General features: G+C 61.5%; 13 protein-coding genes. 9 read left to right on the plus strand and 4 right to left on the minus strand.

The annotated features are described in order from the left end of the window. Positions 1 to 27: 27 nt before the first annotated feature. The 4 genes from F8197_RS02875 to map form a co-directional block, all read right to left on the minus strand. Positions 28 to 699, minus strand: a complete 672-nt coding sequence (locus F8197_RS02875) for a PilZ domain-containing protein (protein WP_152880800.1) — start codon at positions 697 to 699, stop codon at positions 28 to 30. Positions 700 to 908: 209 nt separating this feature from the next. Continuing rightward, entirely contained in the window at positions 909 to 1,658 is a 750-nt protein-coding gene (locus F8197_RS02880) for a pseudouridine synthase (protein ID WP_026636889.1), read from the minus strand. A 36-nt stretch (positions 1,659 to 1,694) separates the two neighbouring features. Beyond that, positions 1,695 to 4,262 (minus strand): [protein-PII] uridylyltransferase, encoded by a 2,568-nt coding sequence (locus F8197_RS02885; protein ID WP_152879810.1) that lies wholly within the window; start codon positions 4,260 to 4,262, stop codon positions 1,695 to 1,697. Between the two features lie 8 nt (positions 4,263 to 4,270). Continuing rightward, positions 4,271 to 5,086 (minus strand): type I methionyl aminopeptidase, encoded by an 816-nt coding sequence (gene map, locus F8197_RS02890; RefSeq protein WP_373996803.1) that lies wholly within the window; start codon positions 5,084 to 5,086, stop codon positions 4,271 to 4,273. Positions 5,087 to 5,444: 358 nt separating this feature from the next. Here map and rpsB point away from each other — a divergent pair, with 358 nt between their 5' ends. The 9 genes from rpsB (at position 5,445) to bamA (ending at position 15,423) form a co-directional block, all read left to right on the plus strand. Further along, entirely contained in the window at positions 5,445 to 6,194 is a 750-nt protein-coding gene (rpsB, locus tag F8197_RS02895; protein ID WP_019919692.1) for a 30S ribosomal protein S2, read from the plus strand. Positions 6,195 to 6,322: 128 nt separating this feature from the next. Continuing rightward, positions 6,323 to 7,234, plus strand: coding sequence for a translation elongation factor Ts (tsf, locus tag F8197_RS02900; RefSeq protein WP_026636888.1), 912 nt, complete (start codon positions 6,323 to 6,325; stop codon positions 7,232 to 7,234). 156 nt (positions 7,235 to 7,390) lie between these two features. Further along, entirely contained in the window at positions 7,391 to 8,107 is a 717-nt protein-coding gene (pyrH, locus tag F8197_RS02905; protein ID WP_152879814.1) for a UMP kinase, read from the plus strand. A gap of 32 nt (positions 8,108 to 8,139) precedes the next feature. Further along, on the plus strand, positions 8,140 to 8,700 hold the full coding sequence (frr, locus tag F8197_RS02910; RefSeq protein WP_056147605.1) for a ribosome recycling factor: 561 nt from the start codon (positions 8,140 to 8,142) through the stop codon (positions 8,698 to 8,700). Between the two features lie 123 nt (positions 8,701 to 8,823). Next, entirely contained in the window at positions 8,824 to 9,576 is a 753-nt protein-coding gene (uppS, locus tag F8197_RS02915; RefSeq protein WP_152879816.1) for a polyprenyl diphosphate synthase, read from the plus strand. Next, on the plus strand, positions 9,576 to 10,412 hold the full coding sequence (locus tag F8197_RS02920; RefSeq protein WP_152879818.1) for a phosphatidate cytidylyltransferase: 837 nt from the start codon (positions 9,576 to 9,578) through the stop codon (positions 10,410 to 10,412). Before uppS ends, F8197_RS02920 begins: the two co-directional genes overlap by 1 nt. Before the next feature lie 11 nt (positions 10,413 to 10,423). Beyond that, entirely contained in the window at positions 10,424 to 11,617 is a 1,194-nt protein-coding gene (ispC, locus tag F8197_RS02925; protein ID WP_152879820.1) for a 1-deoxy-D-xylulose-5-phosphate reductoisomerase, read from the plus strand. Then, a complete protein-coding gene (gene rseP / locus F8197_RS02930; RefSeq protein ID WP_152879821.1) occupies positions 11,614 to 13,008 on the plus strand; it encodes an RIP metalloprotease RseP in 1,395 nt (464 codons plus the stop codon). Before ispC ends, rseP begins: the two co-directional genes overlap by 4 nt. A 78-nt stretch (positions 13,009 to 13,086) precedes the next feature. Further along, positions 13,087 to 15,423: an outer membrane protein assembly factor BamA gene (gene bamA, locus F8197_RS02935; RefSeq protein ID WP_193333309.1), complete on the plus strand. Its 2,337-nt coding sequence runs from the start codon at positions 13,087 to 13,089 to the stop codon at positions 15,421 to 15,423. Positions 15,424 to 15,458: the final 35 nt, after the last annotated feature.

Below are 15,458 nucleotides of genomic sequence, written 5' to 3' on the forward strand. Positions count from 1 at the left end.
CAAGCAAAAAGTGTACCTAAAAGCGCATCAGCGTTGGCGGCTGGCGTTCAATTCCTGCAGCACGCGCGTCAGTTCTTCCTGCATGGCCGGCGACAGGTTGACGAACTGGCAGCCGATCTGCACCTGCTCGCCCAGCAGGAACGAGCGGAAGGTGCGCGACAGCCGCACTTCCAGGTCGGCGATCATCACCGTGTCCGGCCCCAGTTCGAGCCGCACGCGTTGCAGCTTGCGGCCCACGTGCAGGCCCACGGTATCGCGCGGCGGTGCGCGCATGCCCACGCCGCCGGCAGAAAAGTCGTAGAGCTGCAATTCGTACGGCTTGCCGTTCAAGACGAACGACGCCATGTAGTAGATGCCGAGCGGGGTTTCCAGGCGCGTCGAGGAGCGCCGGTTGAGCACCAGGCAGCGCAGCGGAAAGTCGAGCGGGATGATGGTCGGCTGGTCCGGCACCGGGGTCCAGTTGTCGTAGGCCAGGTTGAACTGCATCTTGGACGAACGCAGCCAGGCGACAAAGGTCGCTTCGCCGGGAGGGATGAATTCGCCCTCGTTCAATTCGAACGTGAAGTGCGGCAGTTCGGGGTGGACCGACTTGATCCGGCCGAGCACGACGTTGGTACTGGAAGACGGGTAGATCGACACCGGGTCGCCGTTCTGCGCCAGCAGCGTCAGCGCCTCCGCGATGTCATGCTCGTCGAGCATTTCATGCGGGTGGGAGCCGGACGGGATCGGTTCCACCGCGTCTTTCAGCAGCGGCGGGCCACGGCGCATGTCATTGGGTATGGGATCGTTCACAACGGCATATCACTTTGCTAACTTCACTGTGCGAGGTCGGACCGCACAGTGTATATTTTATTGCGGCGTTTGGCTTGCTTTTTGGCAAGTCATTTTAACCTTTGGTGCCGTTTTTTTTAAAACTGTTCGTCAGGGCGCAGGTAACGCCATTCGCCCACCGGCAGATCGCCAAGCTTGACCTTGCCGATGCGCACGCGTTTGAGGCCGATCACTTTCAGGCCCACCATGTCGCACATGCGGCGGATTTGCCGCTTTTTGCCTTCGCGCAGGGTAAAGCTGAGCTGGTCGTCGTTTTGCCAACGCACCTTGGCCGGCAGCAGCGCCTTGCCGTCCATCCACAGGCCGTGGTTGAGTTTTTTCAGGTCGCTGTCGGGCAGCTTGCCGGGCTTGGTGTATTCGACCCGCACCAGGTATTCCTTGTCCACGTCGGTGGTTTCGCCGATCAGGTGCTTGGCCACGCGGCCGTCTTGCGTCAGCACCAGCAGGCCCACCGAGTCGATGTCGAGGCGGCCGGCCGGCACCAGCGAGCGCAGTTGGGTAGGGTGGAACTGTTCGGGCGACGGGTCTTCGGCCCAGCGGTTTTCCGGCTTGATCAGCACCACGGCCGGCTGGTAGCCGTCTTCGGCCTGGCCGCTGACGTAGCCCATCGGCTTGTTGATCAGGACCGTCACGCGCTTCGATTGCTCGGCGGCGGCCTGCCGCTCGACCGACACGCGCTGGCTCGGGTAAATCTTGGTGCCCAGTTCGGACACCACCTTGCCATCGACGCGTACCCAGCCGCGCGCGATCCATTCGTCGGCTTCGCGGCGCGAGCACAGGCCCAGTTCGGACATGCGTTTGGACAGGCGTAATAATTCTTCTGACATGATGCTTCTTTATAGTGAGAGTTGACGACCCGCGCGCTAGACCTTCATGGCGTCGAGCAGGTCGGTTTCCAGTTGCAGCTGGTTGCGCGGGTTGCCCAGCGCGGCGCCGTCGATCAGGAACACGTCTTCCACGCGCTCGCCCAGCGTCATCACCTTGGCCGTGTGCAGGTTGAGGCGGTACTTGGCCAGCACGTTGGCAATCGCGTACAGCAAACCGGTGCGGTCGTTGGCGGCGATCGACAGCAGGTAGTACTGTCCGCGCTCGTCCGGGCGCAGGTCCACCGTGGGCTGCATCGGGAACGTGCGCGACAGGCGCGACAGCCGGCCCTTCGACGGCGACGACAGCGGCTCGGGGTGGGTGAGGGCGCCGCACAGTTCGTGCTCGATCAGGTTGATGATGTCGCGGTAGCTCTTGGCGAAATTCTGCTCGGTCACGAGGAAGGTGTCGAGCGCGTAGCCGTGGCGCGTGGTGTGGATCTTGGCGTCGAGGATGCTGAAATTCTTGCGGTCGAAATAGGAGCAGATGCGCGCGAACAGGTCGGGCTGGTCGCGCAGGTACACGGCGATCTGCAAGCCTTCGCCGATCGGCGCCAGGCGGCACTTGACCACCGGCTGCTCGCTGTTGAAGCGGTCGTACAGCGCGCGCGTTTGCCAGGCGATGTCGGAGGCGTCGTGGCGCAGGAAGTACGCGACGTCGAGCTGCTTCCAGAACGCCAGGTGGGCGTCCGGCGCCAGGCCGTACAGGCGCAGTGTGGCCAGCGCTTCCTGCTGGCGGTTTTGCAGTTCGTGGTCGGCGCTGTGCGGCTGGCCGCCCAGCACGCGCAGGGTCACGCGGTACAGGTCTTCGAGCAGCTTGGCCTTCCAGGCATTCCACACCTTGGGGCTGGTGCCGCGGATGTCGGCCACCGTCAGCAGGTACAGGGCGGTGAGGTGACGCTCGTCGCCGACCTTGCGGGCAAAGGCGGCGATCACGTCGGGGTCGGACAGGTCCTGCTTTTGCGCCACCTGCGACATGTCGAGATGGTGCTCGACCAGGAACGATACCAGTTCGGTGTCGGCGTCGCTCATGCCATGCTCGCGGCAGAACTGCTCGGCATCGACGCGGCCCAGCGTGGAATGATCGCCGCCGCGGCCCTTGGCAATGTCGTGGAACAGCGCGCCCAGGTACAGCAGCCAGGGCTGGCCGAAGTTGGCCATCAGCTGGCTGCAGAACGGGTATTCGTGCGCATGTTCGGCCATCGAGAAGCGCCGCATATTGCGCACCACCATCAGGATGTGCTGGTCCACCGTATACACGTGGAACAGGTCATGCTGCATCTGGCCGACGATCTTGCGGAAGTTGGGCAGGTAGCGGCCCAGGATCGACAGGTCGTTCATGCGCCGCAGCGCATGGATGATGCCCTTGGGCGCCTGCAGGATGCGCAGGAACAGCGCGCGGTTGGCCGGATCGGCGCGGAAGGCGGCGTCGATCAGGAAGCGTTCGTTCCACAGCGCGCGCATGGTGCGCGAGGTCATGCCCTTGAGCGAAGGCCGCTCGGTCATCAACAGGAAGATCTCGAGAATGGCCGACGGCGTTTGCGTGAACGTGTCGTCGTCGCGCATGTCGATCAGGCCATTGACGTCGTTGAAGCGGGGGTTGATCTGCACCGCGTGCTCTTCGCGCGGGAACAGCCGCTCCTCGATGTTTTGCAGCAGGATGGTATTGAGCTGCGTGACCGCCTTGGCGGCCCAGTAGTAGCGCTGCATCAGGTATTCGCTGGCGCGGCGCATCTCCACGCCCGACCCGGTATTCTCAAGGCCCAGCGATTCGGCAATCGCCGTCTGCACGTCGAACACCAGGCGGTCTTCGCGGCGGCCCGCGTGCAGGTGCAGGCGCACGCGGATATCCTTGAAGGCGCGCTCCTTTTCCATCAGCCCCTTGGCTTCGGCCTGGGTAATCAGGCCGCTGGTGGCCAGCGTGCGCCACGAGTTGGCCAGGCCGGCCGCTTTCACCAGCCACAGGATCACCTGCAAGTCGCGCAGGCCGCCCGGGCTTTCCTTGCAGTTCGGCTCCAGGCTGAAGGCCGTGTCTTCGTACTTGGCATGGCGCTGGCGCATTTCCAGCAGCTTGGCCTGGAAAAAGGCCTGCGGATCCATGGCCTCGTCGTAGCGCGCCTGCAGTTGCTCGAACAGCGGTTCGTCTCCGCAGATCAGGCGCGCCTCGAGCAGGCTGGTTTGCACGGTGATATCGGCCTTCGACTCGGTCAGGCATTCATCGACGGTGCGGATGCTGCTGCCGATTTCCAGCCCCAGATCCCACAGCAGCTGCACCAGTCCTTCGAGCTTCTCGGTGGTTTCGGCGTCCGGCGCCACTTCCAGCAGGATCAGCAGATCGACATCGGAATACGGGAACAACTCGCCACGGCCGTAGCCGCCCACGCCGACGAGCGCCGTGTTGGCGGGCAGGTGCGCGTGGTGCCAGGCGGCCGTGAGCACCGCATCGACGCTCTGGCGCAGGCTGCGCAGCAGCTTCTCCGGCATGCCGTCGGTACGGAAGGTGCCGATGATGACCTGGCGTTCGGCCTTCAACTGGCGTTTCAGCTGTTCGCGGATTTCCTTGTCCATGGAGTGGATTACTTGGCGGCGTTGGTGATGAAGGCTGGCGGCGGCGGGCTGCCGGCGGACAGGGTCAGTACTTCGTAACCGGTGTCGGTCACCAGGATCATGTGTTCCCATTGCGCCGACAGGCTGCGGTCCTTGGTCTTGATGGTCCAGCCGTCGCCCATTTCGCGGATCTCGCGCTTGCCGGCGTTGATCATCGGCTCGATGGTGAAGATCATGCCGGGTTTCAGTTCATCGAGCGTGCCCGGTTTGCCGTAGTGGAGTACCTGCGGCTCTTCGTGGAACACCTTGCCGATGCCGTGGCCGCAGAATTCGCGCACCACGCTGTAGCCGGCTTTCTCTGCGTGCTGCTGGATGGCGTGGCCGATGTCGCCCAGGTGCGCGCCCGGTTTCACTTGCGCGATGCCCAGCCACATGCATTCGTAGGTGATCTCCGATAAACGCTTGGTCATGATCGACGGCTCGCCGATCAGGAACATGCGGCTGTTGTCGCCGTGGTAGCCGTCCTTGATGACGGTGATGTCGAGGTTGACCGAATCGCCGCTCTTGAGCACCTTGTCGCCCGGGATGCCGTGGCAGATGACGTCGTTGACGGACGTGCAGATGGCCTTGGGGTAGGGCGTGTAGCCTGGCGGGCTATAGTTGAGCGGTGCGGGAATGGTGCCCTGGACATTGCTCATGTACTCGTGACACAGGCGATCGAGTTCGCCGGTGGTGACGCCAGCCTTGACGAACGGGGTGATGTAGTCGAGCACTTCGGAACCGAGGCGGCCGGCGACGCGCATGCCTTCGATATCTTCGGCGGTTTTAATGGAAATGGACATAATAAAAGATCGCAATCTGCAAAGTAAAAGCTTAATGGTGAGGATTATAAACGACCGCTATGTCCATGTGTGCCATGCAACAATTTGGTGCAATAATGTTGCCGCCGTACACGGCGCGCACCAACCTGGCCGAGGCGGCGTTCGGTCCGCACCAAATTGGCCCGGGTTGGGTCTTCTGCAATGGCTGCGCTTGCCAGTTGGGCGCTATTTGGTGTAAAATCCCGGGTTGCCTGAATTCTCATTCGGGCAATGCAGTAAAAATCACTATTTTTGTTAATAAACTCGAATCCGATCGACAAGGGTGCCTGGCGTAATAACCGGGTCACTGGTCGGATTCCAGACCCAACCCTGGAGTTAAAAAATGTCCGTAACTATGCGCGAAATGCTGGAAGCCGGTGTCCACTTCGGTCACCAAACCCGTTTCTGGAACCCAAAGATGGCTCCGTTCATCTTCGGTCACCGCAACAAGATCCATATCATCAACTTGGAAAAGACGATGGGTATGTATCAAGAAGCGATGAAGCATGTTAAGCAAGTAGCTGCAAGCCGTGGCACCATCCTGATGGTCGGCACCAAGCGTCAAGCACGCGACATCATCGCTGCTGAAGCTGCACGCGCAGGCGTTCCTTTCGTTGACCAGCGCTGGCTCGGCGGCATGCTGACCAACTTCAAAACCATCAAAACCTCGATCAAGCGTCTGAAAGACATGGAAGCCCAGGTTGAAGACGGTTCGGTTGAGAAGCTGTCGAAAAAAGAAGCGCTGATGTTCCAACGCGAAATCGTCAAGCTGCAAAAAGCAATCGGTGGCATCAAAGACATGGGCGGCGTTCCTGACGCAATCTTCGTCGTTGACGTCGGCTACCATAAAGGCGCCATCACCGAAGCCGCAAAACTGGGCATCCCGGTTATCGGCGTGGTCGATACCAACCACTCGCCAGAAGGCGTGAAGTTCGTCATTCCAGGTAACGATGACTCGTCGAAAGCAATCACCCTGTACGCACGTGGTGTAGCCGACGCTATCCTGGAAGGCCGTGCTGCTGCCGGTAACGAAGTAGTTGAAATGGTTAAAGCCGCCGCCGGCGACGAATTCGTCGAAGTCGAGCAAGCTTAATTAGTCGGCCTAACGGTCTGCTAAGGAAAAAAGGGGTGGCCACCAGCTCCCCCTTTTTTTTAACATCAATGGGTTAGAGCCAGATTGGTTCCCCATCCCCCCGAATACCGAACAACAGGAGAAAACACATGGCAGCGATTACTGCAGCAATGGTAGGCGAACTGCGCGCGAAAACCGACGCGCCAATGATGGAATGCAAAAAAGCACTGACCGAAGCCGAAGGCGACATGGGTCGTGCTGAAGAGATCCTGCGCGTCAAGCTGGGCGGCAAGGCATCGAAAGCATCGTCGCGCGTGACCGCCGAAGGCGTGGTAGCGAGCTTCATCGACGGCGGCGTAGGCGCCCTGGTCGAAGTGAACTCGGAAACCGACTTCGTTGCGAAAAACGACGACTTCCTGGCCCTGGCTGCCAATGCTGCCAAGCTGGTTGCCGAACACAACCCGGCCGACGTCGCTGCTCTGCTGGCTCTGCCAGCTGGCAACGGCCAGACCCTGGACGAAGTGCGCGCTGCCCTGATCGGTAAAATCGGCGAAAACATGTCGATCCGCCGCTTCCAGCGTTTTGAAACCACCGCCAAGCTGGCTTCGTACCTGCACGGCGCACGCATCGGCGTGATCGTCGAGTTCGACGGCGCCGACGAACAAGTCGGTAAAGACGTTGCCATGCACATTGCCGCGATGAAGCCAGTGGCGCTGTCGTCGGACAACGTTCCAGCCGAACTGATCGAAAAAGAGCGTTCGGTTGCAAAACTGAAAGCCGACGAAGATGCAGCCGCAGCAGTTGCTGCAGGCAAGCCAGTGCAGCCTGCCGACATCGTCGCCAAGCGCCTGGAAGGCTCGGTACAGAAGTACCTGAAAGAAGTATCGCTGCTGAACCAGGCTTTCGTGAAAAACGACAAGCAATCGATCGAGCAGATGCTGAAAGAAAAAGCAACCACGGTTAAATCGTTCACCATGTACGTGGTGGGCGAGGGCATCGAGAAGAAGGTTGACGACTTCGCAGCAGAAGTGGCCGCTCAAATGGCCGCCAGCCAGGGTTAATCTCCGGGCAAGACTAGAAAACGGGCCGCGAGGCCCGTTTTTTTAGCCTGATCACGTAATATTGCAACTAATGTAACAGTCGCGCTGCCGCCGCCGTCTCAAGGTATGATAGGCGCCGGCAGCCCTTCAACCCACCATATTTAGGAGCCCCGTCTCATGTCCAAACCAGCCTACAAGCGTGTCCTCCTCAAACTGTCCGGCGAAGCGCTGATGGGCGACGACCCGTACGGCATCAACCGCAGCACCATCGAGCGGATGGTGGCTGACGTGGCCGAGGTCGCGAAACTGGGCGTGGAACTGGCGATCGTCATTGGCGGCGGCAACATCTTCCGTGGCGTTGCGCCTGGCGCCCAGGGCATGGACCGCGCCACTGCCGACTACATGGGCATGCTGGCCACCGTCATGAACGCCCTGGCCCTGGCTGACGCCATGCGCCACGTCGGCATCACCGCCCGCGTGATGTCGGCAATCGGCATCGAGCAAGTGGTCGAGCCGTATGTGCGCCCGAAAGCGCTGCAATACCTGGAAGAAGGTAAAGTTGTCGTGTTCGCCGCCGGCACCGGTAACCCGTTCTTCACCACCGACACAGCCGCTGCATTGCGCGGTGCCGAAATGAGCGCCGAAATCGTGCTCAAGGCAACCAAGGTCGATGGCGTATATACTGCCGATCCGAAGAAGGACCCGAACGCCACGCTGTACCATTCGATCAGCTTCGACGAAGCGATTGCCAGCAATCTGCAAGTGATGGACGCCACCGCCTTTGCGCTGTGCCGCGACCAGAAGCTGCCGATCAAGGTGTTCTCGATCACCAAGCCCGGCGCGCTGATGCGCGTGATCATGGGCGAAGATGAGGGTACACTGGTTCACGTTTAAGATTTACATCATCCGTATACAGGAGAGCAGCAATGTCCGTAGCTGACGTTAAAAAGAATGCGCAAGAGCGCATGACCAAATCGCTGGAAACCCTGCGCGCCGATCTGGCCAAGGTCCGCACCGGCCGCGCCCACACCGGCATTCTCGACCATGTGATGGTCGAGTACTACGGTTCGCCGACCGCGCTGTCGCAGGTGGCAGGCATCAACCTGATCGACGCCCGTACCATCGGCGTGCAGCCGTTCGAAAAACGCATGGCCTCGACGATTGAAAAAGCCATCCGCGACGCCGACCTGGGCCTGAACCCGTCGGCACAGGGCGACATCATCCGCGTGCCGACCCCGGCCCTGACCGAAGAACGCCGCAAGGAAATGGTCAAGCTGTGCAAGAGCGAAGCCGAAGATGCGAAAATTGCCGTGCGCAATATCCGCCGCGACGGTAACGAATCGCTGAAAAAGCTGGTCAAGGACAAAACCATCTCGGAAGACGACGAGCGTCGCGCCGTGGATGAAGTCCAGAAATTGACCGACAAGTTCATCGCCGACATCGACAAGATGGTGGCGGAGAAGGAAAAAGAAGTTCTGACGGTTTAAGCCCTCAGGCCGAGGCGCCAGCAACCAGCTTGTCATGCGCACCCGCGCGTGGCAAGTTGGTGCTGGCGTCTTGTCTTTTTCCGTTCCACCTGCAATACTTTATCCTTTGGCAGCAAAGCTTTCATGAAATATACGAGTTCGACTACCGATGTTCCGGACGCGCCACAGGTGCCGCGCCATGTCGCCATGATCATGGACGGTAACGGCCGCTGGGCCACCAAGCGCTTTTTGCCGCGCGTAGCCGGTCACGTCAAGGGCGTCGAAGCGGTACGCACCGTGGTCGAGGCCTGCATCAATCGCGGCATTGAATACCTGACCCTGTTTGCCTTCAGTTCCGAAAACTGGCGCCGCCCGGAAGAGGAAGTGTCCCTCCTGATGCGCTTGTTCATGACCGCGCTCGAGCGCGAAGTGTCCAAGATGCACGCCAATAACATCCGCCTGCGCGTGGTCGGTGACCTGTCCCGCTTCGACGAGAAGCTGCGCACCATGATCGCCAACGCCGAGCGCAAGACCGCCAACAACACCAGCCTCACCGTCACCATCTGCGCCAATTACGGCGGCCGCTGGGACATCATGCAGGCCGTGGGCAAAATGGTAGCCGCCCATCCCGGCGCCACCGACTTCTCCGAAGAACAACTGGCGCCGCACCTGGCCATGGCGTACGCACCGGAGCCGGACCTGTTCATCCGCACCGGCGGCGAGCAGCGCATTTCCAATTTCCTGTTGTGGCAGCTTGCGTACACCGAGCTGTTCTTTACTGACACCTACTGGCCCGATTTTTCGATCGAGCGCCTCGACGAGGCCATCGCCTCCTACCAGCACCGCGAACGCCGTTTTGGCCGCACCGGCGCGCAACTGGCAGAAAAGAAAAACTGATGCTGAAAACACGGATTATTACCGCTCTGGTCTTGCTGGCGGTGTTGCTGCCAGTCCTGTTCTTCCAGTATTTCCCGGCCTTTGCCGTGATCGTCACGCTGTTCCTCGGCGCTGCCGTGTGGGAAGGTGCGCGCATGTTCGGCCTGAAAGACGGTCCGGCCCGCATCGCCGGCATCGTTGGCGCTCTGCTGTTCGTCGGCTTGATGTTCAAGGCGCAACCGGGTTCCGCCACCGCGCTGTACGCGATTGCCTCCCTGCTGTGGCTGATCCGCTATGCACCGTCGCTGGGCCTGGGGCTGCCGCAACTGGGCACCGCCGCCAACTGGTCGATGGCGCTGACCTTCGGTTTTGCCGTGTTCGTCTGCTTCTTTGCCATCGTCGGTTTGTACCTGCGCTCGCCCGTGTACCTGCTGTCGGTGCTGGTGCTGGTGTGGATTGCCGATATCGGCGCCTATTTCTCCGGCAAGGCGTTCGGCAAGCGCAAGCTGGCGCCCACCATTTCCCCAGGTAAATCTTGGGAAGGCGCGATCGGCGGCGGCATTGCCGTGCTGGTCATCGCCACCATCTCGATCCTGGCGGCCGCCGGCGTGCCGTGGCTGCAAGACACCTTTGCCGTGCGCCTGCAGGCGCGCTTCGGCTGGGGCGTGACCATGCTGGCGCTGCTGGTGATCGTGGCCGCGTCCGTGATTGGCGACCTGTTCGAATCCCAACTCAAGCGCCGTGCGGCCATCAAGGACAGCAGCAACCTGCTGCCCGGCCATGGCGGCGTGCTCGACCGTGTCGATGCATTGATTCCCGTGCTGCCGATCGCAGCGCTGCTCTCGACCTGGCTCTGAAAGAAATCTCTATGCAACGCATTACCATCCTTGGCGCCACCGGTTCGATCGGCGTGTCCACGCTGGACGTGCTCGCTCGTCATCCCGAGCGCTATGCCGTCTATGCCTTGTCCGCGCACAGCCGCGTCGATGAACTGGCGGCGCAGTGTATTGCCCACCGGCCGCAACGCGCGGTCGTCGGCACCGCCGAGGCAGCAGGGCGCCTCGCCGCGCTGCTGCGTGCGGCCAACGTCAGTACCGACGTCGAATATGGCGAAGCCGCGCTGTGCGCGATCTCGTCCGCGCCGGAAGTGGACAGCGTGATGGCCGCGATTGTCGGCGCCGCCGGCCTGGCGCCCACGCTGGCTGCCGCCCGCGCCGGCAAGAAAATTCTGCTGGCCAACAAGGAAGCGCTGGTCATGTCCGGCCAGCTGTTCATGGATGCGGTGGCCGAGTCCGGCGCCATCCTGCTGCCGATCGACAGCGAACACAACGCCATTTTCCAGGCCATGCCGCAGTTTGGTGGCCGCATGCCGGCCGTGCGCGATGCCAATGCCGGCGTGGCCAAGATTTTGCTCACCGCCTCCGGCGGACCGTTCCTCACGCGTGACGTTGCCACGCTGGAAGACGTGACGCCCGAGCAGGCCTGCAAGCACCCGAACTGGTCGATGGGCCGCAAGATTTCGGTCGATTCGGCCACCATGATGAACAAGGGCCTGGAAGTGATCGAGGCGCACTGGCTGTTCGGCGCCCCGGCCGACCGCATCGAGGTCGTGATCCACCCGCAGTCGGTGATCCACTCGATGGTGTCGTATGTCGATGGTTCGGTGCTGGCCCAGCTGGGCAACCCGGACATGCGCACGCCGATCGCGCATGCGCTGGCGTACCCGGAGCGGATCGCGTCCGGCGTGGCCCAGCTCGACATCACCGAGATTGCCACCCTGCAATTCCACCGTCCCGACTATGCGCGCTTCCCGTGCCTGGCGCTGGCGTTCGACGCCTTGCGCGCCGGCGGCACCGCACCGGCCTTGCTCAACGCGGCCAACGAAGTGGCGGTGCAAGCCTTCCTCGACCGCCAGATCGGCTTCCGCCAGATCGACCGCGTGATCGCGCAAGTGGTGGAGCAGCTGCCGCACGGCGCCGCCGACAGCATCGAGGCCGTGATGGCGCAGGATGCCGCCGCCCGGGCCGCCGCCGAACGCTGTATCGGCCAGCTCGCGCGATGAATTTTCTCACCACCATCCTGGCGTTTGCCGTCTGCCTCGGCTCGCTGATCACGATCCACGAGCTGGGCCACTACCTGGTGGCGCGCTGGTGCGGTGTCAAGGTGCTGCGCTTTTCGGTGGGCATGGGTAAAGTCGTGTGGTCACGCCGCTTCGGCCGCGACCAGACCGAGTGGGCCGTGTCCGCCTTGCCACTGGGCGGTTACGTGAAAATGCTCGACGCCCGCGAGGGCGACCTGGCCAGCATTCCGAAAGAAGACCTGGCGCGCGAGTTCACGCGGCAGAGCGTCTGGAAGCGCATTGCCATCGTGGCTGCCGGTCCGCTGGCCAATTTCCTGGTTGCCATCGTGCTGTTTGCCGGCCTGTACATGCATGGCGTGGAAGAGCCGACCAGCAAGATCAGCGTGCGCGCTGCCGCCGGCCAGGATGCCGACCGCACGCCTGCCGCCCTGGCCGGCCTGCGCACCGGCGACCGCATCACGGCCGTCAATGGCGAACCGGTGGCAGCCTGGTCCGAGCTGCGCTGGAACCTGATGCAGGCAGCCGTGGACAAGAAGGAAGCGAGCCTTACGGTCGAGCGTTCCGGCTACGGCCGCGTCAACGCCATCGTGCCGGCTGCCACCATGACCGCGCTCGACCTGGAAGGTGACATCGTCGGCAACCTCGGCATCGGCGTGGCGCTGCCGTCGCCGGTGGTGCAGCAGGTGCTGCCGGGCGGCGCTGCCGAGCGCGGTGGCCTGCAAGTGGGTGATCTGCTGAAAAGCGTCGATGGCGTGGCGGTGCAGGACGGCGTTGCCTTCATCGAACTGATCCGCGCCGCGCCCGACAAGACCGTGCAGGTCGAGGTCATCCGCGCTGGCGAACCGCGCACGCTGGCGGTCACGCCGCAGGCGGAGATGCTCAAGGGGGCTGACGGGGAAAAGTCAGGTAAGCAAGCTGTAACAGTCGGTAAGATCAGCGCTTACGTCGCCTTGCGCCCGGATATGATCAACGTGCCCTCGGGCCCGCTGAGCGCATTGGGCAAGGCGGTCGAGCGGGTATGGGATACCTGCACCATGACGCTCAAGATGATCGGCAAGATGGTCACCGGCGAAGCGTCACTCAAGAATGTCACCGGTCCGATTACAATTGCCGACTATGCCGGCCAGACCGCACGCCTGGGCGTGGCCAGTTATTTAAGCTTCATTGCGTTCATCAGTATCAGTCTGGGCGTAATGAATTTGCTACCGATTCCCGTTCTAGACGGGGGGCATTTGCTGTATTATTCGCTGGAAGTTTTAACCGGGCGTCCCGTGTCCGAGCGCGTAGCGGAATTCGCCCAACGCATCGGTATCGGTTTATTGATGACCCTGATGGTGCTGGCGGTATTTAACGACATCACCAGACTCATGTAACTCGATGAGTTCCCCGGTTTGTACTCACAGTTACATAGTTATATAGTAGTTCGTTGAATGAGACATTGAATAACCCCGATGAAATTATATTCTGACCGTATTACTCCATCTTCCATGCGCCGCAGTCTGATTGGCACCGCCGTCCTGGTACTGTGTGCCGGCAACGCCATGGCGATCGAACCCTTCGTGATCAAGGACATCCGCGTCGAAGGCATCCAGCGGACGGAAGCCGGTACGGTCTTCAGCTACCTGCCGGTACGCGTGGGTGAGACCTTCAACGACGATAAAAGTATTACCGCCATCAAGGCGCTGTATGCCACCGGCTTCTTCAAGGACGTGCGCCTGGAAGCGGACGGCCAGGTACTGGTGGTGCTGGTCGAGGAACGCCCGGCCATCTCCAAGGTGGAATTCACCGGTACCAAGGAATTCGAAAAGGACGTGCTGGTCAAGGCGCTGAAAGACATCGGCGTGGGCGAAGCGAAAATCTTCGACAAGGCGTCGGTGGACCGCGCCGAGCAGGAACTCAAGCGCCAGTACCTGTCGCGCGGCCTGTACGGCGTCAAGCTGGTGACCACGGTCACGCCGCTCGAGCGCAACCGCGTCAACATCACGTTCGCGGTGGACGAGGGCGAAATCGCCAAGATCAAGCAGATCAACATCATCGGCAACAAGGTGTTCTCGGACAAGGAACTGCGCGAGCAGCTGGCGCTCAATACGGGCGGCTGGTTCAGCTGGTACACCAAGGCGGACCAGTATTCCAAGACCAAGCTGACCGGCGACATCGAGTCGCTCAAATCGTTCTACCTCAATCGCGGCTACATCGAGATGAACATCGATTCCACCCAGGTCTCGATCACGCCCGATAAAAAAGACATCTACATCACCATCAACATCACCGAAGGTGAAAAGTACAACGTCGCCGACATCAAGTTCGAGGGCGAGACCTTCGGCCGCGAGGACGAGCTGCGTTCGCTGGTATTGCTGCGCAAGGGCGCCGTGTATTCGGGCGAACTGCTCACCGCCACCAACAAGCTCATTTCCGACCGCCTGGGCACCTTCGGCTACGCGTTCGCCAACGTCAACGCCAACCCGGACATCAACCAGGAAAAGCGTGAAGTGAGTTTTACCTTCATGATCGATCCGGGCAAGCGCGCCTACGTGCGCCACATGAACATCGCCGGCAACACCACCTCGCGCGACGAAGTGATCCGCCGCGAGTTCCGCCAGTTCGAATCGTCCTGGTACGACGCCAACAAGATCAAGCTCTCGCGCGACCGCGTCGACCGCCTCGGCTACTTCAAGGATGTCACCATCGACACGCCGGAAGCGCAGGGCACGTCCGACCAGGTGGACGTGAATCTGACCGTGGTGGAAAAACCGACCGGTAACTTCACCATCGGCGGCGCGTTCTCGCAGTCGGAGAAATTCACGTTCCAGGCGGCGATCCAGCAGGCCAACTTTGCCGGTTCCGGTACCACCGTGGGCATGGAACTGAACACGTCCAAGTACAGCCGCACGATTTCGTTCTCGCAGTTCGACCCGTACTACACCGACGACGGCATTTCGCGTTCGTACGAGGTGTACCTGCGTACGCAGCGTCCGCCGGCGCTGAACATCGGTAGCTACACCATCAAGCAAAAGGGCGGCCGCATCAGCTACGGCGTGCCGTTCTCGGAAACCGACACCGTGTTCCTCGGTATTGGCCTTGAGCGCTCGTCGATCGAAACCGATTCGACGTCGCCAACCCGGTTCCTGCAATACGTGTCCGACGTCACCGGCAACACCAGCGGTATCGGCAAGGCCGAGACCAACGCCGTGCCGCTCACGCTGGCATGGTCGCGCGACAGCCGCGATTCCGGCCTGACGCCGTCGGCCGGCCGTTACCAGCGCCTGAACCTCGAACTGGACGTGATCGGCAGGCAGAAATACTACCGCGCCATCTACGAGCAGCAGTACTACAAGCCGCTGATCTGGCGCTCCGTGCTCGCGCTCAAGGGCGAAATCGACTACGGCCGCGGCCTCGGCGACACGCCGTACCCGGTGTTCAAGAACTTCTACGGCGGCGGTATCGGTTCGGTGCGCGGCTACGAAAGCTCGTCGCTGGGCGCGGTCGATGCCCGCTACGGCGATGCCCTGGGCGGCGCCTCGCGCCTGATCGGTAACGCCGAGCTGCAACTGCCATTCCCGGGCTCCGGCCAGGATCGCAGCCTGCGCTGGTTCGGCTTCCTCGATGCGGGCCAGGTCTACCAGGAAGGCGAGAAGATGCGCTACTCGCAGCTGCGCTACTCGGCCGGTCTGGGTATCAGCTGGATTTCGCCGGTGGGCCCGCTCAAGTTGAGTTATGCTAAGCCTCTTAATGCCAAGCCGGGCGACCGCCTGGAACGCTTCCAGTTCCAGATGGGTACTGGTTTCTGACCTGTGCCCCCGACTCGGCTATCTATATTTAATCG

Origin of the sequence: Duganella sp. FT27W (assembly GCF_009295655.1) — a bacterium.
In the GTDB taxonomy this organism is placed as follows: Bacteria; Pseudomonadota; Gammaproteobacteria; order Burkholderiales; family Burkholderiaceae_D; genus Rugamonas; species Rugamonas zoogloeoides.

Coding starts and splice junctions, on each gene's coding strand:
- F8197_RS02875 (WP_152880800.1), bottom strand. CDS start 699: ATGCTCGACGAGCATGACATCGCGGAGGCGCTGACGCTGCTGGCGCAG.
- F8197_RS02880 (WP_026636889.1), bottom strand. CDS start 1,658: ATGTCAGAAGAATTATTACGCCTGTCCAAACGCATGTCCGAACTGGGC.
- F8197_RS02885 (WP_152879810.1), bottom strand. CDS start 4,262: ATGGACAAGGAAATCCGCGAACAGCTGAAACGCCAGTTGAAGGCCGAA.
- rpsB (WP_019919692.1), top strand. CDS start 5,445: ATGTCCGTAACTATGCGCGAAATGCTGGAAGCCGGTGTCCACTTCGGT.
- tsf (WP_026636888.1), top strand. CDS start 6,323: ATGGCAGCGATTACTGCAGCAATGGTAGGCGAACTGCGCGCGAAAACC.
- pyrH (WP_152879814.1), top strand. CDS start 7,391: ATGTCCAAACCAGCCTACAAGCGTGTCCTCCTCAAACTGTCCGGCGAA.
- frr (WP_056147605.1), top strand. CDS start 8,140: ATGTCCGTAGCTGACGTTAAAAAGAATGCGCAAGAGCGCATGACCAAA.
- uppS (WP_152879816.1), top strand. CDS start 8,824: ATGAAATATACGAGTTCGACTACCGATGTTCCGGACGCGCCACAGGTG.
- F8197_RS02920 (WP_152879818.1), top strand. CDS start 9,576: ATGCTGAAAACACGGATTATTACCGCTCTGGTCTTGCTGGCGGTGTTG.
- ispC (WP_152879820.1), top strand. CDS start 10,424: ATGCAACGCATTACCATCCTTGGCGCCACCGGTTCGATCGGCGTGTCC.
- rseP (WP_152879821.1), top strand. CDS start 11,614: ATGAATTTTCTCACCACCATCCTGGCGTTTGCCGTCTGCCTCGGCTCG.
- bamA (WP_193333309.1), top strand. CDS start 13,087: ATGAAATTATATTCTGACCGTATTACTCCATCTTCCATGCGCCGCAGT.